The organism is Streptomyces sp. NPDC012510, assembly GCF_042955065.1.
Lineage (GTDB): Bacteria > Actinomycetota > Actinomycetes > Streptomycetales > Streptomycetaceae > Streptomyces.
Genome location: NZ_JBIBEN010000001.1, coordinates 628,665 through 653,681 on the forward strand (window position 1 = coordinate 628,665; position 25,017 = coordinate 653,681).

Annotated in this window: 19 protein-coding genes and 2 pseudogenes; 7 read left to right on the top strand and 14 right to left on the bottom strand. The window is 70.2% G+C overall.

The annotated features are described in order from the left end of the window. Positions 1 to 117: 117 nt before the first annotated feature. Entirely contained in the window at positions 118 to 1,902 is a 1,785-nt protein-coding gene (gcl, locus tag ACFY9I_RS02745; RefSeq protein ID WP_390995575.1) for a glyoxylate carboligase, read from the bottom strand. Between the two features lie 224 nt (positions 1,903 to 2,126). On the opposite strand from gcl, the gene ACFY9I_RS02750 reads away from it, so the two are divergent. Further along, positions 2,127 to 2,831 (top strand): hypothetical protein, encoded by a 705-nt coding sequence (locus tag ACFY9I_RS02750; RefSeq protein WP_390995577.1) that lies wholly within the window; start codon positions 2,127 to 2,129, stop codon positions 2,829 to 2,831. A 95-nt stretch (positions 2,832 to 2,926) separates the two neighbouring features. Here ACFY9I_RS02750 and ACFY9I_RS02755 read toward each other — a convergent pair. Both ACFY9I_RS02755 and ACFY9I_RS02760 read right to left on the bottom strand, forming a co-directional pair. After that, a pseudogene (locus ACFY9I_RS02755) lies at positions 2,927 to 4,510 on the bottom strand (AMP-binding protein). Beyond that, positions 4,507 to 6,186: an AMP-binding protein gene (locus ACFY9I_RS02760; RefSeq protein ID WP_390995580.1), complete on the bottom strand. Its 1,680-nt coding sequence runs from the start codon at positions 6,184 to 6,186 to the stop codon at positions 4,507 to 4,509. Before ACFY9I_RS02760 ends, ACFY9I_RS02755 begins: the two are co-directional and overlap by 4 nt. Positions 6,187 to 6,287: 101 nt before the next feature. Between ACFY9I_RS02760 and ACFY9I_RS02765 the strand changes: the two genes are divergently transcribed. The 3 genes from ACFY9I_RS02765 (at position 6,288) to ACFY9I_RS02775 (ending at position 11,314) form a co-directional block, all read left to right on the top strand. Then, on the top strand, positions 6,288 to 7,169 hold the full coding sequence (locus tag ACFY9I_RS02765) for a LuxR C-terminal-related transcriptional regulator (protein WP_390995583.1): 882 nt from the start codon (positions 6,288 to 6,290) through the stop codon (positions 7,167 to 7,169). A 184-nt stretch (positions 7,170 to 7,353) separates the two neighbouring features. Further along, positions 7,354 to 10,212 (top strand): AAA family ATPase, encoded by a 2,859-nt coding sequence (locus ACFY9I_RS02770; RefSeq protein ID WP_390995586.1) that lies wholly within the window; start codon positions 7,354 to 7,356, stop codon positions 10,210 to 10,212. 304 nt (positions 10,213 to 10,516) lie between these two features. Further along, positions 10,517 to 11,314, top strand: coding sequence for a trypsin-like serine protease (locus tag ACFY9I_RS02775; protein ID WP_390995589.1), 798 nt, complete (start codon positions 10,517 to 10,519; stop codon positions 11,312 to 11,314). A 105-nt stretch (positions 11,315 to 11,419) separates the two neighbouring features. Here ACFY9I_RS02775 and ACFY9I_RS02780 read toward each other — a convergent pair whose 3' ends face one another. Together ACFY9I_RS02780 and ACFY9I_RS02785 are read right to left on the bottom strand one after the other, a co-directional pair. Continuing rightward, positions 11,420 to 12,526, bottom strand: a complete 1,107-nt coding sequence (locus ACFY9I_RS02780; RefSeq protein ID WP_390995591.1) for a DNA glycosylase AlkZ-like family protein — start codon at positions 12,524 to 12,526, stop codon at positions 11,420 to 11,422. A gap of 258 nt (positions 12,527 to 12,784) precedes the next feature. Next, entirely contained in the window at positions 12,785 to 13,438 is a 654-nt protein-coding gene (locus ACFY9I_RS02785) for a hypothetical protein (protein WP_390995594.1), read from the bottom strand. Positions 13,439 to 13,472: 34 nt separating this feature from the next. Between ACFY9I_RS02785 and ACFY9I_RS02790 the strand changes: the two are divergent. Next, positions 13,473 to 13,868: pseudogene (locus ACFY9I_RS02790) on the top strand (transporter); the annotation flags it as partial. Positions 13,869 to 13,916: 48 nt separating this feature from the next. On the opposite strand, the gene ACFY9I_RS02795 reads toward ACFY9I_RS02790, so the two are convergent. From ACFY9I_RS02795 to ACFY9I_RS02810, 4 genes are all read right to left on the bottom strand, one after another. Beyond that, positions 13,917 to 15,020 (bottom strand): SPFH domain-containing protein, encoded by a 1,104-nt coding sequence (locus ACFY9I_RS02795; protein ID WP_390995597.1) that lies wholly within the window; start codon positions 15,018 to 15,020, stop codon positions 13,917 to 13,919. Between the two features lie 30 nt (positions 15,021 to 15,050). Beyond that, on the bottom strand, positions 15,051 to 15,488 hold the full coding sequence (locus ACFY9I_RS02800; protein ID WP_390995600.1) for an NfeD family protein: 438 nt from the start codon (positions 15,486 to 15,488) through the stop codon (positions 15,051 to 15,053). A 384-nt stretch (positions 15,489 to 15,872) separates the two neighbouring features. Then, the gene (locus ACFY9I_RS02805) at positions 15,873 to 17,084 is read right to left on the bottom strand and encodes an MFS transporter (RefSeq protein WP_390995602.1); all 1,212 of its coding nucleotides are present in this window, start codon (positions 17,082 to 17,084) and stop codon (positions 15,873 to 15,875) included. Between the two features lie 202 nt (positions 17,085 to 17,286). After that, on the bottom strand, positions 17,287 to 17,532 hold the full coding sequence (locus ACFY9I_RS02810; RefSeq protein ID WP_390995605.1) for a 3-methyl-2-oxobutanoate hydroxymethyltransferase: 246 nt from the start codon (positions 17,530 to 17,532) through the stop codon (positions 17,287 to 17,289). A gap of 158 nt (positions 17,533 to 17,690) precedes the next feature. Here ACFY9I_RS02810 and ACFY9I_RS02815 point away from each other — a divergent pair, with 158 nt between their 5' ends. Beyond that, complete coding sequence (locus ACFY9I_RS02815; protein ID WP_390995765.1) at positions 17,691 to 18,161, top strand: TrkA C-terminal domain-containing protein; 471 nt, start codon at positions 17,691 to 17,693, stop codon at positions 18,159 to 18,161. Positions 18,162 to 18,167: 6 nt separating this feature from the next. Further along, positions 18,168 to 19,430 carry a cation:proton antiporter gene (locus ACFY9I_RS02820; RefSeq protein ID WP_390995608.1) on the top strand — a complete coding sequence of 421 codons (1,263 nt, stop codon included), beginning with the start codon at positions 18,168 to 18,170 and terminating at the stop codon, positions 19,428 to 19,430. A gap of 169 nt (positions 19,431 to 19,599) precedes the next feature. On the opposite strand, the gene ACFY9I_RS02825 is transcribed toward ACFY9I_RS02820, so the two are convergent. From ACFY9I_RS02825 to uidA, 5 genes are all read right to left on the bottom strand, one after another. Continuing rightward, positions 19,600 to 20,484, bottom strand: coding sequence for a universal stress protein (locus tag ACFY9I_RS02825; protein WP_390995611.1), 885 nt, complete (start codon positions 20,482 to 20,484; stop codon positions 19,600 to 19,602). Between the two features lie 197 nt (positions 20,485 to 20,681). Then, positions 20,682 to 21,044 carry a DUF488 family protein gene (locus tag ACFY9I_RS02830; RefSeq protein WP_390995613.1) on the bottom strand — a complete coding sequence of 121 codons (363 nt, stop codon included), beginning with the start codon at positions 21,042 to 21,044 and terminating at the stop codon, positions 20,682 to 20,684. A 21-nt stretch (positions 21,045 to 21,065) separates the two neighbouring features. Continuing rightward, positions 21,066 to 21,533 carry a VOC family protein gene (locus ACFY9I_RS02835; protein WP_390995616.1) on the bottom strand — a complete coding sequence of 156 codons (468 nt, stop codon included), beginning with the start codon at positions 21,531 to 21,533 and terminating at the stop codon, positions 21,066 to 21,068. Between the two features lie 307 nt (positions 21,534 to 21,840). Continuing rightward, the gene (locus ACFY9I_RS02840; RefSeq protein ID WP_390995618.1) at positions 21,841 to 23,265 is read right to left on the bottom strand and encodes a glycoside-pentoside-hexuronide (GPH):cation symporter; all 1,425 of its coding nucleotides are present in this window, start codon (positions 23,263 to 23,265) and stop codon (positions 21,841 to 21,843) included. After that, on the bottom strand, positions 23,229 to 25,010 hold the full coding sequence (uidA, locus tag ACFY9I_RS02845; protein ID WP_390995621.1) for a beta-glucuronidase: 1,782 nt from the start codon (positions 25,008 to 25,010) through the stop codon (positions 23,229 to 23,231). Before uidA ends, ACFY9I_RS02840 begins: the two co-directional genes overlap by 37 nt. Positions 25,011 to 25,017: the final 7 nt, after the last annotated feature.

Below are 25,017 nucleotides of genomic sequence, written 5' to 3' on the forward strand. Positions count from 1 at the left end.
TGCCGCGGGGTGGGCCCAGCGCCCGTGGACGTCGGGGGTCGTCCGTGGGCGCTGGGCTTCTCGTCCATGCGGGACGCCGCGGCGGCCGCCGGCCGAGACGCCCCGGCCGCGTCGGCGTCACTCAGGCAACGCCCTGATCGATGTCGGCGCCTGCCACTGCTCCGTGGCCACCTCCTCGAACTCCACCACATCGCTGATGTCGTTGGTCGTGGACATCGAGATGTTGGTGATCCGCTCCAGGATCGCCTCGACGACCACCGGCACCCGGTACTCCGCCGTCAGCTTCTTCGCCTGTTCGAACGCGGCGCCCAGCTCGGCCGGGTCGGTCACCCGGATCGCCTTGCACCCCAGCCCTTCGGCGACCTTGACGTGGTCGACTCCGTAGACGCCCAGCTCGGGCGAGTTGACGTTCTCGAACTCCAGGTTGACCTGGAAGTCGATGTCGAAGGCGCGTTGCGCCTGGCGGATCAGGCCGAGGTAGGAGTTGTTGACCAAGACATGGACGTAGGGAATGCGGTGCTGGGCGCCGACCGCCAGTTCCTCGATCATGAACTGGAAGTCGTAGTCGCCGGAGAGGGCGACGACGCACGCCTCCGGGTCGGCCTTCGCGACGCCGAGCGCGGCCGGGACGGTCCAACCCAGCGGGCCCGCCTGGCCGCAGTTGATCCAGTGGCGCGGGCGGTAGACGTGCAGCATCTGGGCGCCGGCGATCTGGGAGAGGCCGATGGTGGAGACGTACCGGGTCTCGGGGCCGAAGGCCTTGTTCATCTCCTCGTAGACGCGCTGCGGCTTGATGGGTACGTCGTCGAAGTGCGTACGGCGCTGGAGACGGGCCTTGCGGTCCTGGGCGGCGGCCGCCCATGCGGAGCGGTCCGGCAGCCCGCCCGCCGCCTTCGACTCCCTCGCCACCGCCACGAACAGCTCCAACGCGGCCCCGGCATCCGAGGCGATGCCGTAGTCGGGGGCGAAGATCCGGCCGATCTGGGTGGGCTCGACGTCGACGTGGACGAACTTCCGCCCGGCCGTGTAGACGTCCAGTTTCCCGGTGTGGCGGTTGGCCCAGCGATTGCCGATGCCGAGGACGAAGTCGGACTCCAGGAAGGTCGCGTTGCCGTAGCGGTGCGAGGTCTGCAGTCCGACCATGCCGGCGTTCAGTTCGTGGTCGTCGGGCAGGACGCCCCAGCCCATGAGCGTGGGTACGACCGGGACTCCGGTCAACTCGGCGAACTCCACGAGGAGTTCGGCGGCGTCGGCGTTGATGATCCCGCCGCCCGCGACGATCAGCGGCCGCCGCGACTCGTTCAGCAGACCGATCGCCTTCTCGATCTGGGCGCGGCTGGCGGCCGGTCTGTAGACCGGGAGCGGCTCGTAGGTGTCCGGGTCGAACTCGATCTCGGTGAGCTGGACGTCGATCGGCAGGTCGATGAGGACCGGTCCGGGACGGCCCGAGCGCATCAGGTGGAAGGCCTGCTGGAAGACGCCGGGGACCTGGGCGGCCTGCAGGACGGTGACGGCCATCTTGGTGACCGGCCCCGCGATGGAGGCGATGTCGACCGCCTGGAAGTCCTCCTTGTGGATCACGGCGGTGGGCGCCTGGCCCGTGACGCACAGGATCGGAACGGAGTCACCGATGGCCGAGTAGAGCCCAGTGATCATGTCGGTCCCGGCGGGCCCCGAGGTGCCGACGCAGACACCGATGTTGCCGGGGTGGGCACGGGTGTAGCCCTCGGCCATGTGCGAGGCGCCCTCGACATGGCGGGCGAGGGTGTGCTGGATGCCGCCGGAGGCCTTCAGGGCCGCGTAGAAGGGGTTGATCGCCGCGCCGGGGACACCGAACGCGTCCCGGACACCCTCACGCTTGAGGATCTCGACTGCCGCGCGGGCAGCGGTCATACGAGCCATCGCGTACTCCTGCTTCGGTCTGCCGGACTCGCCCTCCCGTCGCGCCCCGCGGTGAGCACATCCGTGATTTCGACAGTGGATTTCCGCAGCCTTACTTCCATATTGCGGAAAGTATTTTCTACTATCTGGAAGCAATGTAGGCATCGGGAAAAGGGGCGTCAAGGGTGCGGGCCGCTGAGACGATGAGGGGCGTTTCCCAGGTGACTCGACGGGTGGGGTGGAGCATGAGCGAGAGCATGGCGGTGCGGTGCCCGGACTGCGGGCACGAACATCGGTACGCCGCCCCGGCCTACCCCTGCGCATGCGGCGCCCCGGTCGCCCCGCCTCTGAACAGCGGAGCCGCCCCCACTCCCGTCACCCACCGCACCTGGGACGAGGACTGGGTCACCGTCCGCTGCGGGAGCTGTGGACGCGCCGAGCAGTGGCCCCACCCGGAGCTGGGCTGCTCCTGCGGGACCGTGCTGCGCGTACCCGTGGCCGGTGTGTCACGGCCGCTGGGCCCTGGCGGCGGCACCGGCACGGCCGAGCCGCCCGCCGACGCCCGCGCCGGCTTCCGGCCGGTCACCATCCGCACGGCCCGCGACGCGGTCACCGCCGTCGCGTCGTATCTGCGCTGGCTCGGCTACCGGGACATCCGCCACGCCGACCAGCGCCAGCCCTCCGGGACCGGTCTGGCCGCGCGGGGAGTCCTCGCCCAGGTGGACCCCTCGGTGCGCCCGGCCTCGTCGCGCGATGTCGAGTGCCTGTGGCTGACCGCCATGACGGAGGCCACCGACTGCGTCTACTTCTCGCTCGCCGGGTACGCGGAAGACGCCCGCGACCGCGCCGACGGCCTGGGCGTCTCCCTGTTCGTCCTGGACCTCACCGGCACCCCGCAGCCGGTGAACGGCGCGGCGACGGCACTGGTCGCCACCGGCGCACGGGCCTGAGGCTTCCCCGGCCGGCGTGTGCCGACGCGGTCGCCGTCGTAACGGTCGCCTCGCCGTCACGGTCGCCGTCGTCGCCGTGGCCGTCGTCGACCCCACTACCCGGTCGCGTAGCGCTCCCGCAGCTCGATCTTCCGTACCTTTCCCGACACCGTCATCGGGAAGGCGTCCAGGATCCGCAGTGCGCTCGGGATCTTGTAGTGCGCCAACTGTCCGTCGCAGAAGGCCCGTAGCTCCTCGAGAGTGAGCGGGTCGGCGGCATCGAGCGGGATGACGCAGGCGAGGACCTCCTCGCCGTAGCGCTCGTGCGGTACGCCCACCACCTGGACGTCGGCGATCTTCGGGTGTCCGTACAGGAACTCCTCGATCTCCCGCGGGTAGATGTTCTCGCCGCCCCGGATGATCATGTCCTTGATCCGCCCGACGATCTCGACGTATCCGTCCTCGCGCATCATCGCCAGGTCGCCGGTGTGCATCCACCGGCCGGCGTCGACGGCCTCGGCGGTCTTCTCGGGCTCCTCCCAGTAGCCGAGCATCACGCTGTAGCCGCGGGTGCACAACTCGCCCGCCGTGCCACGGGGCCGGGTGACCCCGGTGGCCGGGTCGACGATCTTCACCTCGATGTGCGGGAGGACACGGCCCACGGTGCCGGTGCGGTGCTCCAGGTCGCCGTCGCGCCGGGTCTGCGTGGAGACGGGCGAGGTCTCCGTCATGCCGTAACAGATGGAGACCTCGCCCATGTGCATCTCGGCGACCACCCGTTTCATCACCTCCACCGGGCAGGGCGAGCCCGCCATGATGCCGGTGCGCAGGGAGGAGAGGTCGTAGGCGGCGAAGTCGGGGAGGTTCAACTCCGCGATGAACATGGTCGGTACGCCGTACAGCGAGGTGCAGCGCTCCTGCTGGACCGCCTCCAGGGTGGCCTTGGGCTCGAAGGACGGGGCCGGGACGATCATGCCGAAGCAGTAATGGTCAGGCGCGGGGATGGAAGCCCGGTCCTGCTTGGTGAGCCGTCCGTACGGCTCACCCAACAGCAACAAACGACCGTTGTTGAGGATGTTTTGGCATCCTCCCTCCCGCGAACGAAAGGGATTCCGACCCTGAGGGGTCGAGGTTCACGGACGCTCGACCGCTGACGCGGTGTCACCCCTCCGGCATACCCTGCCGCGACGCCCCTTGAGGAGCAAAGGGAACTTTATCATCATGCTTCATGTAACTCCGGTCATCCGCCCCGAACTTCCTCGACCATCGCCCGGTAGTCGCTCCCCTTGTGGCGGAGCAAGGCGAACAGCAGGCGGACCCCGGACTGGTGGAGGACGTACTCGACCCGTGGGCGCGGTAGGCCGGGTTGATGTCGACCATGATCGCGCCTATGCGGGCGGTGGCGTACTGAACGAGCGCCCTCCCCCACTGCCTTAAGGGCGTGGGAGGTGCCCCCAGGGGCAGTTGATCGCCCAGATACCGACCCGGTCCCCCTTGGCGACACCGCTCGCGACCAGCGCGTACGCCAGCCGGTCGACGTCGACGGCGAACTCGGCGTACGTCCAGCGCCGCCCGGACGGCACGTCGACGAGGACCTCGCGGTCCGGCCAGGCGGCGACCGCCCGGTCGAGGCCGGCGCCGACGGTGTCGCCGAGCAGCGGTGTGTCGCCGGTGCCGTGCGCATAGGAGAGGGCACTCACCGGAAGTCCTCCTCGCGGTACTCCGCGTCCGATCCCTTGGCCGTGGCCTCGCGCAGCTCGATACGCCGGATTTTGCCCGACACCGTCTTGGGCAGCTCGGCGAACTCCAGGCGGCGGACGCGCTTGTAGGGCGCGAGCACGGTCCACGAGTGCTCGAAGAGCACCTTCGCGGTGTCCGGTCCCGGCTCCCAGCCGGCCGCCGGCACGATGTACGCCTTCGGCACGGCGAGCCGTGTCTCGTCCGGCGCGGGCACGACGGCCGCCTCGGCGACCGCCTCGTGCTCCAGCAGCGCGCTCTCCAGCTCGAACGGGCTGATCTTGTAATCGCTCGCCTTGAACACGTCGTCCGCGCGGCCCACGTAGGTGATGTAGCCGTCGGCGTCCCGCGCACCGATGTCACCGGTGCGGTAGTAGCCGCCGGCCATGACCTCCGCCGTACGGTCGGGGTCGCCGTGGTAGCCGGTCATCACCCCCACGGGGCGGTTGGTCAGGTCGAGCGCGATCTCGCCCTCGTCGGCGTGGGGCGCGCCCGAGACGGGGTCGAGGAGGACGACCTTGTAGCCGGGGCTGGGTCGGCCCATCGAGCCCGTCTTCAGCAGCTGACCGGGGCTGTTGGAGACCTGGACGGCGGTCTCGGTCTGGCCGAAGCCGTCGCGGACGGTGACGCCCCAGGCTCGCCGCACCTGCTCGATGACCTCGGGGTTGAGGGGCTCCCCGGCGGCGACGACCTCACGGGGCGGGGTGCGAAGCTGACCGAGGTCGGCCTGGATGAGCATGCGCCACACGGTCGGTGGCGCGCAGAAGGTGGTGACGCCCGCCCGTTCCATCTCCGCGAGCAGCCGGCGGGCGTCGAAGCGGGTGTAGTTGTGGAGGAAGACGGTCGCCTCCGCGTTCCACGGGGCGAAGAGGTTGGACCAGGCGTGCTTGGCCCAGCCGGGCGAGGAGATGTTGAGGTGGACGTCGCCGGGTTTCAGGCCGATCCAGTACATCGTCGCCAAGTGGCCGACGGGGTACGACACATGGGTCTGCTCGACCAGCTTGGGCTGGGCTGTGGTGCCCGAGGTGAAGTACAGCATCAGCGGGTCGGTGGCGTTGGTGGCGCCGTTGGGCTCGAAGCGGGCGGGGGTCGCGTAGGCGTCCGCGTACGACCGCCAGCCCTCCACCGTGCCGCCGACCGTGGTCCGGGTGTAGCGGCCGGGTACGTCGTCGAACTTGGAGGCGTCCTCGGCCCGGACGATCACATGCCTGACCCGCCCCCGGCTGACGCGGTCGCGCAGGTCGGCGGGGCCGAGCAACGGAGTGGCGGGGATGACGACGGCACGCAGCTTCATCGCGGCGAGCGCGGTCTCCCACAGCTCCGCCTGGTTGCCGAGCATGACGAGGACGCGGTCGTCGGCACGGACGCCCCGGTCCCGCAGCCAGTTGGCGACCCGGGAGGAGCGCTCGGACATCTCGGCGAAGGAGATCCGGGCCTCGGTGCCGTCCTCCTCGACGATGTGCAGGGCCGTGCGGTCGTTCCCGCGTGCGATCACGTCGAACCAGTCGAGCGCCCAGTTGAAGTATTCGGGACGCGGCCAGGTGAAGCCCTCGTAGGCTGTTGCGTAGTCCTCGCGATGGGCCAGCAGGAAGTCCCGGGCCGCCCGGAACTCGTCCGTGGCGCTCGTCCTCGCCGACATGTGTCCTCCTCATTGCCGGACCGTTGCCTGACATCGTGTAATGCGTGATACACGTCTCACCACCCCCGAACGGGGGTGCGCCGCGCGGAAGGGGCGAGTTCGTGGCACTGGATCCCTCGGATTCCGTCGGTCCGGCTCTGTCTGGCCGGACCGATCTGCACGGCGCGCTGCACCGGCTCCGACAGGCCACCGGTCTTCCGCTCGCCTTCGCGGGGCTGGTCGAGCCGGAACCCGGGCGACTGCGCATCAGTGAACTGCAGGGCAACCGGACGACCGCGCTCCAGGGCCTTGCCGTGCGCTCCGGGAACGGCCTCGGCGGCAAGACGGTGGCGCTGGCCCGTCCGTGCTGGGTGACCGACTACTCCGTGTCGCGCCAGATCAGCCACGAGTACGACGCGGCGGTCGCGGCCGAGGGCATCCGCTCGGTCCTGGCGGTCCCCGTCGTCGTACGGCGGCAGGTGCGCGGTGTGCTCTACGGCGCCCTGCGCGCGGCCCAGCCGCTGGGCGAGCGTGTCGTGGGGGCGGCGCTGGAGGCGGCGCGGGACATGGAGCAGTCGCTGGTGGTGCGGGACGAGGCGCGGACCCTGCTGGCCGCCACGCGGGCGCCCTTGGAGCACGAGGGCTCGCCCGGGGCGTGGGAGGAGGTCCGGGAGGCGCACGGGGCACTGCGCGCGCTGGCCCCCCGCATCGACGACCCGGAGTTACGGGCGGAGCTGCTGCGGGTGTGCGGGCGCCTGGCCGGCGCGGGCGCCCGGTCGGCCACGCCCGCCGGGGACGCCGGCGAGAAGGTCGCTCTCACGCCACGTGAGGTGGATGTGCTGGCCTGTGTGGGGATGGGGGCGACCAACGCGGTCGCCGCCGAGCGGCTAGGGCTCCGCCCTGAGACGGTGAAGGCGTATCTGCGCTCGGCGATGCGGAAGCTGGGGGCTCGCACGCGGCTGGAAGCGGTGGTGGCGGCCCGCCGTGCCGGGCTGCTGCCGTAGCCCGTCTCCTGGTCCGCAGGCCGTGCTCGCCGCCGGGCCCGCGGCGCCATTCACATAACCGGCGTGTGAATTTTCCTGTGCCGTACCCTTCCTGTTATTTCCCTCACCGGGGTTACGTTCCGAAATTCGAGGACCGGACGCCTAATATTGGCTCGGACACGACACTCGAGGGGAGCGGTGGCCCGTGCGACGGGAGTTCAAGGAGCCTGGGAGACCGCGCCCCGACCTGGTCATAGGCAGGGAGGAGCTGTTCGCGCGAGCGCGCGAGCAGCTCGTGCGGGGCGGCAGTGTGCTGGTGCACGGCTCCGCGGGCATCGGCAAATCGACCGTCCTGCGCGCACTGGCCGCGGAATACGACGAATCGGCACGGACGGTGCTGCGCTGCTCGGCGACCGAGTCCGAGTCGCATCTGCCGTTCCTCGCGCTGACCGACCTGCTCGGCCTGGTCGTGGACGAGGTGTCCGACCAGCTCCCCGCCCCGCAGCGCACCGCCCTGGAGTCCGCGCTCACCGGCCGGGGCGAGTCCACGCTCCAGCGTGACGGGCTCGCCCTGCGGCTGGCCGTCCTGTCCACCCTGCGCGCACTGGCCGCCAAGGGCCCGGTGCTGATCGTCGCGGACGACCTCCAGTGGCTGGATCCGGCCAGTGTCGAGCTGCTCGGGTTCGCCGCGCGGCGGCTCGGCGAGATGCCGGTGCGCATGCTCTGCGCCGTCCGCACCTCGACGGACCCCCATGATCACGAGCAGGACAGGTATCTACGCGCGTCCCCGCCGGGCACCCTCGCCCTCAGGGTCGACCCGCTGTCCCGGGCGCATGTCGCCGAGCTGCTGGAGAACCGGGGCTACACCGGCCTGCCGCGCTCCACGGTGCGCGACATCCACCACACCAGCGGTGGCAACCCGCTGTTCGCGCTGGAGCTGGGCCGCGCGCTCGCCGACAGTGCGACGCCGCCGCGTCCGGGTGAGCCGCTGCCCGTGCCGACCTCGTTGCGGACCCTGGTCCTGAACCGGCTGGACATGCTCCCCACGGAGGCACGGCACACCCTGCTCGTCGCCAGCGCCGGCGCCCGGCCCACACTGGCCCTGCTGCGCGCCGCCGGGCGGGAGAACGCGGAGGCGGAGACCGCGCAGGCCGTGGAGCTGGGGCTGCTCGCGCCGGAGCGGGAGGGGCCGGGTGTGCGGTTCGCGCACCCGCTGGTGTCCGCCGCGCTGTACGCCGAGGCGACCGCCCAGGAGCGGCGGGCCGCCCACGCCGCGCTGTCCACCTCCGCCGTCGACCCCATCGAGCGGGCCCGGCACCTGGCGCTGGCCACCACGGGCACCGACCCCGAGGTCGCCGGGCGGCTCGGGGAAGCCGCGGCCGTGGCCCGGGACCGGGGCGCGCCGTCGGTCGCCGCCGAGCTGGGCCTGCTCGCGGCCCGGCACACGCCGGGGGACGCGACGCCCGGCCCGGACGAGCGGCGGCTGCAGGCGGCCGAGGACGCGCTGACCGCCGGGGAGAACGACCTCGCCCGCGACATCGCCCGTGAGGTGCTCGACCGTGCCACCGAGCCCGCCGAGCGGGTGCGGGCCTGGATGGTGGTGATCGAGGCGGCCGGGCAGTCCATCGCCGAGGTCGACGCCGCCTACCCGCAGGCCCTCGCCGACGCGGGCGACGACCCCCGGCTGCTCGCCCTGGTCCGCTATCAGCTCGCCTGGCGCGCGCTGGTCATCGACGGCGACTTCGCGGAGGGCCGTGAGGAGGCCGCGCACGCGGCGGTGCTGGCGGCGAAGGCCGGCGACCGGCGCACCGAACTGCTCGCCCTCGCGTTCCAGGCACAGGTCGAGACCTTGATGGGGCACCCGGACGCGCCCGTGACCATCAAACGTGCGCTGAAAGAGCCGCAGGATCCGCAGCTTGCCTGCCACCACAACGGGGCGGGTGCCACCCGCTTCCGCTGGCTGCTGATGAGCGACCAGTTCGCCGAGGCCCGCGCCACGGCCATCTCGCTGCTGCGGGAGGTGCGGCGCCGCGGCATGGTCGAGAGCGAGGTGCACTATGTGCGCTTCCTCGCCGAGATCGAACTGCGCACCGGGCACTGCGGCCGGGCCCTCGACCTCGCCCGCGAGGGCTACGGTCTCGCACGGGACTCCGGCATCGGCGAGGGTGCCTCCGCCATGCTCACCTCGTTCGCGGAAGCCGCCGGCGGGGATGTGGAGCGAGCCCAGGCCCTCGCCCGGGAGGCCGCCGAGCACGCGGAGCAGGACGGCGACCTGATGTACCTCTCCCGTGCCCTGGGCGCCCTGGGGCACGCCCAGTTGGTGGCGGGGGACGCGGCAGGGGCGGTCGGATCGCTGCGCCGCGTACGGGAGTTGGAGGACGGTCTGGGGGTGACCGACCCCGCGCGGGGCCGCTGGCACGGCGATCTCGCCGAGGCCTTGGTGCGGGTGGGTGAGTCGGCCGAGGCGCAGGACGTCATCGATGTGACCCGACGGCAGGCGTTGCGGCTCGGCCGTGAGAGCGTGCTGGCCGTCCTCGACCGGGCCGAGGCGCTGGTGCGCGCGGCACGGGGCGAACAAGACGCCGCCGTACGGCAGTTGACCTCGGCTCAGGACCGGTTGGCCAGGCTGGGCTACGGCCTGGAGGAGGCGCGGGCCGCGTTCGCGCTGGCCGGGCTGCGCGCCCACCCACAGGCCCACGGCGTCGCCCGGCCAGGGGGGACGTCCGCGCCCGGGCCGGCCGCGTACGACGAGGCGGCCCGGCTCTTCCGGCGTTGCCGTGCGCTGCCCTGGCTGCGTCAGGTGGAGCAGGCCACCGTCGCCCCGGCGCCTCCGCCTCAGCCGGTGATCGCGCCGTCGGCCCTGGATGCCCTCGCCGTGCTCGCCGCCACGGAACGCCAGGTGGCCGAGCTGGTCATGGAGGGTGCGACCAACCGGGAGATCGCCGGTCGGCTCTACATCAGCGTGAAGACGGTGGAGGCGACGCTCACCCGCGTCTACCGGAAGCTGGGCATCCGATCGCGTGTGGACATCGTGCGTCTGGCGGCGGGACACCGTACGAACTGACCTCCCCGGGACCGGCTGACGAGCCCCTCCCGGGGGCCGGTGCGCGCAGCGACCTTGCGGCTCCAGCCTAGGCTCAAACACGGGTCCGGGTCATCGAGGGTTTTCCCTCCCCAACTCCCCTAGGGGGATCCCCCCTTGGGAGCGGATCACTCCGACTCTTAGCTTTTGTGACGTGCCCACGCCAGGGCACACAGACCGGCCCGCCGCCCCGCTCGGCTCCCCCGAGCGGGGCGGCACCGCGGGATCTGTGCACCACTCTCCCCACCCGCGCGTCCCCCACCGGCAACCCCCCATGAGGAGAACCATGTTCGGGTTCAACCGCGCCAAGAAGACGCTCGTCGCCGCCGCCGCGACCGCCGCCGCCTCCGCCGCCGCGCTCCTGGCCGCCCCCGGCGCCGTCGCCGCTCCCCAGCCCATCGTCGGCGGTACCACCACCACCGCGAGCGCGTACCCGTACGTCATGCAGATCACCAACGCCTCGCAGACCCAGTTCTGCGGTGGCACCCTCGTGTCGCCCACCAAGGTGGTCACCGCCGCCCACTGCATGGTCGGCAGAACGACCTCCAACACCCGCGTCGTCGGCGGCCGCACCTACCGCAACGGCACCAACGGCACCGTCGCCCAGCTCAGCAAGATCTGGATCCACCCGAGCTACAACAGCTCCACCATGGCCAGCGACGTGGCCGTGCTGACCCTGTCGACGGCGATGCCGTACTCCACGGTGCCGTACGTCAGCGCCTCCCAGACCGGCGTCTACGCGGCCGGCACCACCGCCCGCATCGTCGGCTGGGGCACCACCTCCTCGGGCGGCGCCTCCTCCAACCAGCTGCGCACCGCGACCGTGCCGGTCGTGGCCAACTCGGTCTGCGGCAGCTCCAGCTCCTACGGCTCCGAGTTCATCGCGAGCTCCATGGTGTGCGCCGGCTACGCGTCCGGCGGCGTGGACACCTGCCAGGGCGACAGCGGCGGTCCCCTGATGATCGGGGGCGTCCTGGCAGGCATCGTTTCCTGGGGTTACGGCTGCGCCGACGCGCAGTACCCCGGTATCTACACCCGGTTGACCACCTTCTCCAACACGGTGGCCGCGCAGATCGCCTCGTAGTCGAGGCGCCGCGCGCATACGGGCTCCTGGGGCACTCCCCCAGGGACTGACAGGGGGTGCTGCGAACCTGCCACGAGCGGTTCGCAGTACCCCCTCTCCATGTGGTCAGGCGGCCACGGCGGCGAACCGGATGTCGTACGAGCCCTCGCCGTGCAAGGTCCTGAGCGTGCGCCCGGCCTCTTCCACCAGGTCGTCCCGCTGTCGCTCGGTGAGACGGTCGAAGGGTTCGAGGGTCAGGACATCGGCGTCGAGCTTCCAGATGCCGGCCAGGAAACCGTCGACGAGGAAGGTGCGATACGCCTGGTTCCCTTGCCAGGAACGGCCCTTGAGGTCGGGAGGCACCACCCGGGAACGGTCGGCGTGGGAGAGGAGCAGATTGTCGAACTCGGGGAGCAGACGAGGCGGGGCGGGGGTCTTCGGGTCGGGGCGTGGTGCGTCGGGGAGGTCGAAGAGCTCGGTGCCGTTGTCGTCGCGGAAGGTCAGGAGTTCCGGGCGCAGCCGCTCGAACACCTCGCGCAGCCGGGTCAGCCCGGCCCAGGTCTGCATGTCCTTCACGGAGGCGGGCCCGAAGGCGGCGAGATAGCGCCGGACGACGGTCTCGGGGGCCGGGGCCGGTTCGGCGGGGCGGCCGAGCCAGTGCTCGGCGGTGGTCAGGGCGACCTGCCCACTCCTCCCCCACAGGCCGCGCGGGGTGACCTGGACGAGCGGCAGCCGGCAGCGCGCGGCGAGACCGAGAGCGAAAGGGTCGGCGTCGGGCCACTCGACGAGCAGGGCCTCGCGAAGCTGCTTGAGGGTGCGCGGCTCGGCCTCGACGAGTTCCCGGGAGACGGCCGCGAGCCGGTCGAGGTCGACCCCGGCCAGTCCCTTGCGGAAAAGGTTCAGCTCCCGCTCCCGGGCCGGTTGCACCAACGGCCGCAGGGTGAGGCAGTCCTGGGCGGTGTGCGTGTGGATCGTGGACCGCATGGTGACGATGCGTACGACGGCACGGTCGGCCATGAGCGTCGACAACCGCTCGGGCGCGAAGCCCTCCAGCCGGGCCGCGAGCGCGTAGTAGGGCGGCTGGACGTTCTGCGCCTGCAACCCCAGAAGGTGCTCGACGGCGTCGTGGGCGGAGACGGACGCCCGGCGCAGCAGGAGCTGGCGGGCCAAAGTCGCGCGGTTGAGGGCGTCGGTGCCGAGCCGGGGTGCGGTCTGGGTCGCCTTGTTCGTCATACGGTGCACGCTAGCGAGGAAAGAGGACAGATCCTGTCCTCAACTCATGTCGTACCCGTCCGAAGGCGGCGCCGGCGGCGGGGTCCGTTGACGGGTACGACGGCAGCGCCGTCGCCACCGGTCGACCCGACAGCGACAGCACCTTCACCGGCCTCGCCGACGGAGGCTGAGCCCGCGTTCGGCGAGAGCTTCCGGCTGCGGCGTCAGCCCGAACCCGGGTCCGGACGTGCGACAGGTTTCGCCGCCGTCGCTTTCGTGTCAGCCGTTGATGGCGAAGAAGATCGTGTCCTGCTCGTACCAGTCGATGTTCTTCGTGGCGTACTCCCATTCGGTGTGCTCGAACTCGAGCTTGTCGATGATCTGCTCGATGTCGTACCGCAGGTCAGGATCCATCCGGTCGAGCACGGCGCGGTAGGCGTCGGCTGCGGGCTTGGCCTTGGCCAGCGGGAACATGCCGATGTGCGGGCCGTCCACGGGATAGGGGATGAAGAAGGGGATCTCGTCCGGTGGGCCGGAGAACAGGTGGTCGTGCAGGAGCAGTTCGGTGCTCACACCCAGGCGGCGCAGCTCCTCGTCCACCACGCCGAAGAAGGTGGAGGGCTTGGAGTACACGCCCAGGTCGGAAGGGTCGGAGCCGTTGCAGTCGATGATGTGCTGCAGGGCGCGGTAGTAGGCACCCGCCGCGTACTCGGCGTCCGAACTCGCGTGACCGGCCACGAGGTGGTCCAGCGCGTCGGGGACGGACAGGCCCCAGTCGATGCCCTGGTGGTCGAGGGAGGCTTGGCTCCGCTCCGCCATCCCACGTATCGAGCCGAGGACGCGTCGCTGGTCGGGCGTGAGGTTCCCACCCGCTCCGAGGAAGGCCAGGACGTCGGCTTTGTCAGCGGTGTTGTACGAGATGATCCGGCTCATGGTGGCCATCCTGCCAACAGCCACTGACAACGTCGTGCGGGCAACTCGGGAGGCATCCGCGACGGCCGATCGACGCGCCCGCCCGGCTTCGAAGGGTACCGGCCCCGTCCCGAAGGGCAGCCGGAAGTCCGTCTGGCGCCGTGCCCCGACCTCTCCGTCGACGCCGCCCGGCTATCCCGCACCGCGCAACCCGGGCCCGGCGGCCCCGGCAGCGGCCGAGCGGGCGGCCGGCGTCGTCGAGGCGGCCCTGTACCAGGACGGCGTACGCGTCTCCTCCCCCGACACGCTCGCGGAGACCTACCGTGAGTTGCGGGAGGCGCCGTCCGGGATGGCGTGAATCGGGCCGGCCCGCCCGACCGAAGGTGAACTCCTCTCCCTGGCAGCCGAGTTCGACCTGCACCCCCTTGGCGTCGAGGAGCTTCCCCGAGCTTGCCTCCCGCACCCGGGCGGCCGCGTGACGGACATGCCGGAGCTGGGCTCAGTCCCCGGAAGTCTGCCCCCGGCGCGGCACCTGGGGTGCCATCGCGGCCGCCGCCTCCGCCTTGGCGTCGCTGACCGCGGCGGCGGCCTGCTTCTCGGCCTCGTCAGCAGCCGCCGCGGCATCGAGCGAGACCACCGAGCCCGCATCCAGCTCCGGAACCCGGCTCTCGTGCGACGTGTCGCCGGCGGTGGCTGCTTCCTCGGGCCGCGCGGGTGTGTGCGGACCCGCCATCGGCTGGTCACCGAACGCACGGGTGACCGTCCGCACCGCCTCGGTCAGCTCTCCCGGGATCACCCAGAACGTGTTGTTGTCGCTGCTCGCCAGGTGCGGGAGTGTCTCCAGGTACTTGTAGGCCAGGACCTTCGGGTCGGCGTTGTTGCGATGGACGGCCTGGAAGACGAGCTCCACCGCCTTGGCCTCGCCGTCCGCCCGAAGGATCATCGCTTGCTGCGTGCCCTGGGCCTCCAGGATGTCCTTCTGTTTCGTTCCTTCCGCGGTCAGGATCTTGGCTTGCCGTTCCCCTTCGGCGTGCAGGATGGCCGCGCGCTTGTCACGCTCGGCCCGCATCTGCTTCTCCATCGCCTCCTTGATGGTGTGCGGTGGATCGATGGCCTTGATCTCCACCCGGTTGACCCGGATGCCCCACTTGCCGGTCGCGTCGTCGAGAACTGCACGGAGCCGGGAGTTGATCTCCTCACGCGAGGTGAGCGTCTCCTCCAGGTCCATGCTGCCGATGACGTTGCGCAGAGTGGTCACGGTGAGCTGATCGATCGCCTGCAGGTAGTCGGCGACCTCGTAGGCCGCCGCCCTCGGGTCCGTGATCTGGTAGTAGAGCACGGTGTCGATGTTCACCACGAGGTTGTCCTCGGTGATCACCGGCCTGGGATCGGAGGAGTACACCTGTTCGCGTACGTCTAGTTTGGTGTTGATGCGGTCCGCCACCGGCACGACGAAGTTCAGGCCGGGTTGCAGCGTCCGGCGATATCGACCGAACCGCTCGATGTTGTAGCGGCGCGCCTGCGGGACGATCCGCACCGTGGAGGCCACGAGGAAGACGACGACGATGGCCGCCACGAGAGTCAGGATGACAACGGGTTCCACAGTGGCCTCCGTAGCTGTGTGTTCAGCCGTTCACGGAAGGAGCTCGCGGGGGTAGACGATGGCCGTGGCGCCTTCGATCTCCATGACATCCACCAGCGCTCCGACGGGTATCACCAGGCTCTCGTCGAGGGCGCGGGCGGACCACTCCTCGCCGGAGAGTTTGATCAGGCCGCGGCTTGCGGTGACCTCCTGCATGACCTCGGCCCGCTTGCCGATCAGCGCGTCACTGCCCTCGCGGGTGAGGGGCTGCTGTGCCATGTGCCGCAGCGCGACAGGACGGACGATGACGAGACCCGCTGCCGCTGCTGTCCCGAACGCGACGAGCTGGCCGAGGACGCCGATGCCCACACCCGCGACCACGGCGGCGACCAACGCGGCACCCGCCAGCAACCCGAAGACCAGAGTCAAAGTGAAGAACTCCGCGGCACCGAGCACCCCGGCGGCGAGCAGCCATACGAACCACGGCATCAGAGCGCCCTCCTTACAGGGGCGGGCCTTCTCCACCAAGCTACCTGCCATAACGCCGGGCAGAACAGACACGGGCGCCGGGGACGTCAGGACACGGCGCGGTCGCCGTAGGTCCGCAACGGTGCGCGTCTGTAAGAGGCGACGCTGTCCAGGACGGGAGCGGGGACGATGACCACGGGACGCATCGCCACAGAGAGGGCCACCAGCGCCAAGGCCAGGCCACGCCGTCCGCCGGTGTTCCCGCGGCCGACGCGGGCATCTTCACCTTCGCCCTGATGATCCGCGACGGGAGATCCCGGCCGCCGAGATCGAGGCGTATTTGCTCGGTGAGAAACGGCCACCTCCGTCCGGCTGCACTGATCGCGGCCGGGAAGGCGTGCCGGTTCAGCGGACTGCCGGGTCGGGGGCGGGTGAGGCTGGCGCGGAGCGCGTGCCGACTGCGGGAGCGAGCAGGATGGCCGCGGTGGTGAAGGCGAGGACGACGATCATGGCGAGGCGCAGGCCGTAGTGATCGCCGAGAAAGCCGAGACTGGGCGGGCCGACGAGGAACGCGACGTAGCCGATCATCGCCACGAGGCTGACGCGTGCGGCCGGGTCGGGTCCGGAATCGCCGGCCGCCGAGAGGGTGAGCGGGAAGCCGAGCGAGGCCCCCAGGCCCCACAGGAGAACGGCGACGCCGGCCAGGACGGCGGAGTCGGCGAAGACGACAAAGGCGATGCCGAGGCTGGCGCAGATGGCGCTGCCCCGGACAACGACGGGGCGGCCGAGGCGGTTGATGAGGGATCCGCCGGCGAAGCGGCCGACGGTCATGGCCGCAGCGAACCCTGTGTAGACGGCCGATCCCATGGCGGGATCCATGCCGTGGCCGTCAACCATGAGTAGGGGCAGCCAGTCGTTGGCGGAGCCCTCGGCCAGCGCCATCGCCAGGATGACGCCTCCGATCAGCAGCAGCCTGCGGTCTTTCCAGACCTTCACCTGCGCCGTCGAGGCGCCGGCCTCGGACTGCACCTCATTGTTCCGGCGTATCCCCACGGACTTTGGGATGGCACGGAAGGCATGGGCAAGCATGGCTGCTGTGACCAGGGCCATGGCGGCCAGGTGCCACTGCACCGGGATGGAGGCAGCGGTGCACAGGATGCCGAGCGCGGCTCCCACGACAGTGCCCAGGCTGAAGAAGCCATGCAGGGTGGGCAGTACCGTCCCTCCAGTGATCTGCTCGACATCGGCGCCATCGATGTTGATCGCGACCTCACCGCCGCCCATGCCGGCGCCGAAGAGGAAGAGACCGGCTGCGGCTGCGGGGGCGGAGGAGAGCAGCGTTCCACCGCCGATGACCGCCATGCTGAGGATGACCAGCACGGTTCCGGCGCCCATGACGGGCCGGGTGCCGAACCTGGCCACCAGCGTGCCGGAACTGAGGATGCCGGCCATGGAGCCGACGGACAGCCCGAACAGGACCATTCCCATCTGCGCGGTCGAGACGCCGAGCTGGTCTCGGATGTCGGGCGTCCGGGTCACCCATGAGGAGATCGACAGACCGGGGATGAGGAAGAACAGAAACAGCGCCGCCCGACGCCGACGCGTGGCCAGATCCATGAAGAACGTGCTCCTTTGCCGCGTATGTATGGGATACCAGGGGGTGAGCGATCGTGCTGAGCCAGCCCGCAGCCGCACCGGCAGCAGTGCCCAACATCCAGGCGGGCGACACTCCCACCGCAACAGGCGGACGCCGGAGCTCCGGAGGACCGGCAGAGCCCATGGCACCTGTCGCCGGCTCAGCCGAGCACCCCGGGCCACCTCAGCCGAGAGCGCCCCGGGCCGGCTCGCACCCCCTGGAAGGAGTGTTCAGGCCCCGGGAACGCACCCGCCGCCATCTCCGCCGCGGACTCCCGGACCGCACGTCGCGCAGCTCACCGTGCACGTCCGCATACCGCTTCACGAACCGCGGCAGACGCCCGGTCCGCAGCCCGACCATGTCCTGCCAGACCAGCACCTGCGCGTGACAGCCGTTGGCGGCGCCAATACCCGCCGAAGTGGCACCCACTCGATCATGCGGCGTTTCCTTCCCGGCTCGTCCCCCGGCCGGTCGGCTGCGGACGGGACTGGTGAAGGCCGAGTTCGGGGCACTCGCTAGGGTGTCAGCAAAGATCGGCTAAAGAAACACCCGAATCAGACAGGGAGACAGCCGTGGGCGCTGCGCGCATGAGCAGTACGCCGTTGCCGGGGATCGGGGTCCGATACGACCTCACCACACGGGAGCAGCGTCCCCTGTCCGTGGTCGCGCACCGGGACGGGTCGCGGACCCTGAGCGCGTACCGCAAGGACGATCCGGACGCCTGCGCGCTGTCCGTGCGGTTGACCTCGGGGGAGGCGGAGGCGCTCATCGACGCCCTGATGCCCGCCCACCACAGTCCGAGTCTGCTGTCGACGACGGAACTCGGGCTGGTGGCGGAGCGGATCGAATTGTCCGCCACCTCGCACTGGAACGGGCGGCTGCTGGGAGACACCCGGATGCGTACCGAGACGGGTGTGTCGATCGTGGCGGTGCTGCGCCGGGCGGAGGCGATTCCATCCCCAGGGCCGGACTTCCGGCTGGCAGGCGGGGACACCCTGATCGTGATCGGCACCCGTGAGGGTGCCGAGGCCGCCGCGGCGATACTCGGGCGGGAGTGAGTCTGCGTGCACTCCACCGCGGTCTTCCTGATCGAGTTCGGCGCGATCATCCTCGGTCTGGGGCTGCTCGGCCGGTTCGCCGGGCGCTTCCAGTTCTCGCCCATCCCCTTGTATCTGCTGGCCGGACTCGCCTTCGGCGAAGGCGGGCTGCTGCCGCTGGGGGCCAGTGAGGAGTTCGTGGCGATCGGCGCCGAGATCGGCGTCATCCTGCTGCTGCTCATGCTGGGCCTGGAGTACACCGCCAGCGACCTCGTCTCCAACCTCAAGACCCAGTATCCTGCCGGACTTGTCGACGCGGCCCTCAACGCCCTGCCCGGGGCCGCGATGGCGTTGTTGCTGGGCTGGGGCCCGGTGGCGGCAGTGGTGCTGGCCGGAGTGACCTGGATCTCCTCATCCGGTGTCATCGCCAAGGTGCTTGGCGACCTGGGGCGGCTCGGCAACCGTGAAACCCCGGTGATCCTGAGCATCCTGGTCCTGGAAGACCTGTCCATGGCCGTGTACCTGCCCATCATCACCGCGTTGCTGGCGGGGACGAGTCTGGCGGCGGGCAGCATGACCCTCGCCGTCGCGCTCGGTGTGGCCGGTCTGGTACTGCTGCTGGCGGTGCGTTACGGCAGGCACATCTCCCGGTTCGTCTCCAGCGACGACCCGGAGAAGCTGCTGCTGGTGGTGCTTGGCCTGACCTTGCTGGTCGCCGGCTTGGCGCAGCAGCTCCAGGTGTCAGCGGCCGTGGGCGCGTTCCTGGTAGGGATCGCCCTGTCCGGCGAGGTGGCGGAGGGCGCGCACAATCTGCTGGCTCCGCTGCGGGACCTGTTCGCCGCCGTGTTCTTCGTCTTCTTCGGCCTGCACACCGACCCGTCCAGCATTCCGCCGGTGCTCGTGCCCGCGCTCGTGCTGGCCGTCATCACCGCCGGCACGAAGATCGCCACCGGGTACTGGGCGGCCAAGCGGGCCGGTGTCTCGGCCAAGGGCAGGTGGCGGGCGGGTGGCACGCTGGTGGCGCGGGGTGAGTTCTCCATCGTGATCGCCGGCCTTGCCGTCACCGCCGGGATCGAACCCTCCCTGGGCCCGCTGGCCACGGCGTACGTGCTGATCCTGGTGATCCTCGGCCCGCTCACCGCCCGCTACACCGAGCCCGTTGCCCTGTGGCTGGCGGGCCGACGGGGCAAGCCTGAACCGACGAGCCACCACGTACTGACCGAGGACGTGACGTCGCCCGCGGCGGCGAAGGAGGCGGTGGACGATCAGGACGTGGTCGGCCGGTCATGAGAGAGGACGGCTGGGCTGCGCCGTACCAGCGGGCCCACTCCCGCAACCCGCGACTCCGCAACGGGGTCGGGTGCTTCGTCCTTCAGCCTGGCGGCGCCACCGAGCAGCCACGACGTGGTGCTGTCCGCCTCCATGGCGTCGGGATCGCGAGGCCGGAGGCCGCACCGGGTCAGCGGCTGTCGTCGGCGCTCCGGACCACTGCTACGGGGCAGTGCGCGTGATGCAGCATGGCCTGGCTGACTGAGCCGAGCAGCAGGCCGGTGAACCCGCCGTGTCCCCGGGCACCGACCACCAGCAACTGGGCCCTACGGCTTGCCTCGATCAGCGTCTCACGTGTCCCGCCGTGGACGACGTCGCGCTCCACCCTCACGTGCGGGAACCTCTCCTGCCGGCCGGCGATCGCCTCCGCCAGGACACGCTCCTCATGCGCCGCCAGCGCGCCCGGCTCGTTCGCGTAGGGCATGGCCGCATCGTGCGGAGGGGGCATCGGTGCGCCCCACGCGGTCCAGCAGTGCACGACGACGATGTCGACGTCGCGCAGTGCTGCCTCGGCGAAAGCGAAGTCGACCGCCTTGGCACCCGCCGGGGAACCATCGACTCCCAGCACGATCGGTCCCGTGACCTCGCCCCGCCCTCGCACGACGAGCACGGGACACCGGGCATGAGCTGCCAGTTGCACCCCTGTCGACCCCACCATCAGCGCGACGAAACCACTCATGCCCCGCGATCCGACCACGACGAGTTCCGCAACACGCGACTGTGCCTCCAGCACGGCCAGGGGTTCTCCCGTCACCACGGTGCGCGAGACCTCCACGGCCGGGGCCACCGCGGCAGCCCGATCCTCCGCCTCGGCCAGCAGTGGCTCCTCCACGTCGCGCAACCCGTTCTCGGGCGGGCCCAGCGACAGCGGTCCGAGGGGATGCATGTCACGCCAGGCGAAGGCGTGCACCAGCCGCAGCCCCGCCCCACGCCAGTGAGCCTCCATCGCGGCCGCCTCCACCGAGGCAAGACTCGACGCCGAGCCGTCCACTCCCACCACGACCAGTCCGCTCATCACACCTCCCGTTGCAAACGCAGTGGCCGACGGCGAGTTGGTGATCGTGCGGGCCCGCGCATCGGCGGATCGGGCCGCGAGTCCCGCCTGCCGGCAGACCGCCTTCGCCGCGCAGGCCGACGGACTCACGTTCCGGCACGGGAGGGCCCGGGCGGAGCACCGGGCTGCATACCGTGCCGCGACAGGTAACGGTGATGTCAACCCCGGAGCAGCTCCGCGAGCACCTCGGCTTCGCTGATCTCTGGATGCCTGGTTGCGGTGAGCAGTGTCAGGGTCCGGTCATGGGCGAGATCGCGTAGATGTGCCACAGCCTCCGCGTGCTCCGGGTCTTTGAGCTCGGTCCGGTAGCGGCGGCTGAATTCAGGGAACCGCTCAGGGGCGTGGCTGTACCACTTGCGCAGCTCCGTGGAGGGCGCGACCTGCTTGCACCACTCGTCGAGGTGGGCCTTCTCCTTGGCCATTCCCCGGGGCCAGATGCGGTCGACCAGCACTCTGGTGCCGTCGGCCGGCGCGGGAGCCTCGTAGACGCGGCGAACGCGCACGTTCCTTTTGTGTGCCATCCGGGGCCTCCTGCCGGGGCGTCATACGTAGTAACGAGCGATGATCTCGAGACGCGTCACTTCGTCGGGTCCTGGATAGGCCACCAGCACGGGCAGGCCGCTGGGGTCCTGGCCCTCGATGAGAGTGAAGCCCTCTCCGTGCCGTGTGTCGACACGGAGGGAGCGGGCTCTCAGTACGCGCTCGCACCGCTGGAAGTCGTCGGGGCCGTCCGCCGTCCAGATGACGTACTGCGCGCCGACATGGCCCACCGGGTGCTGGGCTTTCGGACCCACGCTGCGCAGATACACCTGGAAGCCGCCCTGGTTCACGAGCAGCACGGCCGTGGCGGTGCGGACCGTGACCTCCATGTTCAGCAGCTCTTGGTAGAAGTCCGCTGATTCGTCGTGGTCGTGGACGAACAGTACGACCGAGGCCAGCCGCGGCCCACGACGCGTCTCCGCTCCGGTACCGGCCGCCTTCGAAGCAGCCGGAAGCGGTGCGGACCGCATGCCGGAACGTTCGGACTCATGTGGGTGCGCCATGAAGACCCCTCCACCTTGCACCGTCGTACGAGGTTCCTGCCCGCCTCCCGGTCCTCATCCCAGGCTACCCGGCATGCGCATGGCCCGCCGGAACGCGCGGCGGGCCCGGGCGCGCCGGCCGGGCTGCCGCCTCCGCGATCGCGCAAACCGCGCTGATCGGGCCACGTGCTTCAGCTCTGGGGTAGGTTTCGCTGCCCCAGGAACCGCGACTCCGGTGGCGGAAGATGACTGGGCCTGCTCGGCGTGACGACAGGTGCTCGGGACGCTCGCGGGCTCATGCTCGGGAGGCTCGCGGTTCGTCCGGGCCGGGTTCCGCGTGGCGCTGGGCGATGTCGGCGACGATCTCGCGGAACTTCTTCTCGGTCAGGGGATAGGTCACCATGAGGGCGATCGCGGGGATGAGGACCAGGGCCGGGACAGCCCCGGCCGCAATTCTGATCGCGGTGACAGCGCTGTCGCTTTGAGTGGCGGCGGCGGATTCGTAGCCCCCGATACCGATGATGTACGCCGCGGCGGCAGCCCCGATGGCCTGCCCGAATTTGCGGCTGAGGGAGAGGACCGAGTAGGTCGCGCCTTCGGCGCGTACGCCGGTTTTCCATTCCCCGTACTCGACGGTGTCGGCGACGAGCGCCCAGATCAGGGTGTTGATGGCGCCGATCCCGATGCCGAGGGTGCCGAAACCGACGAAGGCGATCGCGGGAATGGATCCTGGCGCGACGGCGGTGACGATGCCGCCCAGCACGGCGATGGTTCCGCCCGCGACGTAGGAGGTCCGCTTGCCGATTTTGCTCACTGTGGCGGGGATGAGCAGGGTCGCCAGGAGCATGCCGACGACCTGCACGGTGACGAGGACGACGTAGAGGCCGGCGTCGTCGAGGACGTAGCGGGCGTAGTAGATGGCGGTGGTCTCCAGGGCGAACATGCCGCACAGGAACAGCACGCTGGACAGGCCGAGCCGGAGCAGCGGCTTGTTCTGCTTCACGGTGTTCCACGCCTGGCGCAGGCTGACCTTCTCGACATCGCGCCGCACCTGCTCTTTGGCGGTGAAGAAGGTGAACACGTACAACGTCATCCCGATCACCACCAGGCCCACGGTGATGATCGTCAAGGATTGCTGGAGGTCGTCGGATGTCGCGATCTGCCGTGAGACGACGACCGCCAGCAGCAGGATGACCACGTTCGCGGCGAGAACCCGGGCGCTGGAGAGTTTGGAGCGTTCGTCGGGATCCTGGGTCATGGCGGTGGACAGGGAACCGTAGGGGATGTTGACCAGGCCGTAGGCGAAGGAGAACAGCGCGTAGGAGAGGTAGGCGTACACGAGTGCGCCGCCCTCGCTCAGTCCGCCCGGCACGGAGAAGAGCGCGACGGTCAGCAGCAGCAGCGGCAGGGATGCGAACAGCAGGTAGGGGCGGTATTTGCCCCATCGGGTGGAGGTGCGGTCGACGATGCGGCCCGCGATCACGTCGGCGATCCCGTCCCAGGCCCGCACGATCAGAAACAGTGTCCCCGCCGTGGTGGCGGAGATCCCGACGACGTCGGTGTAGTAGAGGAGCAGGAACATCGACGCCATCGAGAACGCCAGGTTGTTCGCGAAGTCTCCGGCCCCGTAGCCGATGTACTGGATGGTGCGCAGTTTGGCGGGCTGCTCGCCCCGCGGGCCGGTCACCGGCGCCCTTGCCAGCGTTCGCGCAGCTGCCATGCGCTGGTTTTGGGTCTGCGGTCGCGGGTGAACACGCCCTTCTTGTTGCCGTCGACACGCAGCAGGCCCGGGGCGGTCGCGAAGTCCGCGAAGTTCCAGACCTGCTCGCCGACGACCGCCTCGACGCGGTCGAAGACCCGGTGATACATCGCGAGTACGTCGGCCTGGTAGTCCTCGGTCCACGGGGTGGGTGTGATGGTGCGCAGGCCCATGAGCGTGTCCGCGCCGTATTCGGTCATGATGATCGGTTTGTCGTGCTTACGTGTCCAGGCGCGGAGTTCGTCTTCCAGGTTCCGTTCGGCCGCGGCGAGTTCTGCCAGGTCTTTGTACCAGCCGTAGTAGCGGTTGAGCATGAGGACGTCGAACAGGCCGGAGATGACGTCGTTGTCCGGGGTCGCGCTCATGAAGTTGACGAAGGCCAGCGGGCGGGACGGGTCCAGCCGCCGGGCTTCATCGACCAGCGGCTCGAAGTAGGAGCGGGAGGCGGTCGTGCTGGACTCCGGCTCGTTGGCGATGCTCCAGATCACCACACTGGGGTGGTTCTTGTCCCGGGCGATCATCTCGGCGAGTGCCTGGCGGTGGGCCTCCTGCGTGGCGGCGTTGATGGTGAACTTGGAGAAGGTGGTGAACACCGCCTCGGCGAGGGTGGCGCCCAGTTCGGCGTTGAGCCCCACGGCGGGAGTTTCGCCGATGACCACGATGCCGTGCCGGTCGGCGTACTCGAGCACCTCCTCCGCATACGGGTAGTGCGACGTGCGGAACGAGTTCGCGCCGAGCCACTCCATCAGAGCGAAGTCATGGACCATGAAGGCGTCGTCGTGGCCCTTGCCGCGTACGGGGCTGTCCTCGTGTTTGCCGAATCCTGTGAAGTAGAACGGCTCGCCGTTGATGAGGAACCGGCTCCCCTCGACCGCCACGCTGCGTACCCCGACCGGCAGCGTGTACGCGTCGGTCGGTTCCTCTCCGGTGCCCCGCAGTTCGGCGTGGAGCTCGTAGAGGTAGCCCTCCCCCGGCCGCCACGGGTGCACGTCCTCGACGCTGAGCCCGCCGGTGGCGCCGTCGGCTCGCGCGACTTCGGCGCCGTCGGCGTCCCGGAGTACGACGCGGACGGCGTGTTCCTCGGGACCGACCGCTTGGATCTGGTAGTCGACGATCCCTGTCGGTCCGGCCAGCCGGGTGAGTACGGTGATGTCTCCGATGTAGGTGCGGGGGGTGGTGTAGAGCCAGACGCTGCGGTGCAGACCGGCGTAGTTGAAGAAGTCGTGGAAGTAGCGTTGGCGTGGGCCGTCGGGAGTCTGCTCGACGTATCCCGGTGGGATCGACTGCCACGACAGGGTGTTGTCCACCACGACCGTGACCCGGTACTCACCGCCCGGCGTGACCAGGTCGGTGAGGTCGGCCTCGAACGGCGTGTATCCGCCTTCGTGTGCTGTGACCTCGGTGTCGTCGACCCAGACCACCGCCCGGTGGGTCGCGGAGTCGAAACGCAGGACGATCCGCTGTCCCTCCCATCGTCTGGGAACCCGTATCACCCTCTGGTACCAGACGTCACCCACATGGTCATGGACCGCCGGATCCGGGAACAGGTCGTTGTAACTGGCCGGTACGGGCATCTCCCGCCTGCCTGGCAGAGTGCCGTTCCACCAGCCGTCGGTCCGGCCGACACCATCGGTGTCGACGGCGAACCGCCACAGGCCGTTGAGCGAGGTGCGCTCGCGGGTGGGCGTATCGCGGGGCCTGAGCATAGGCACT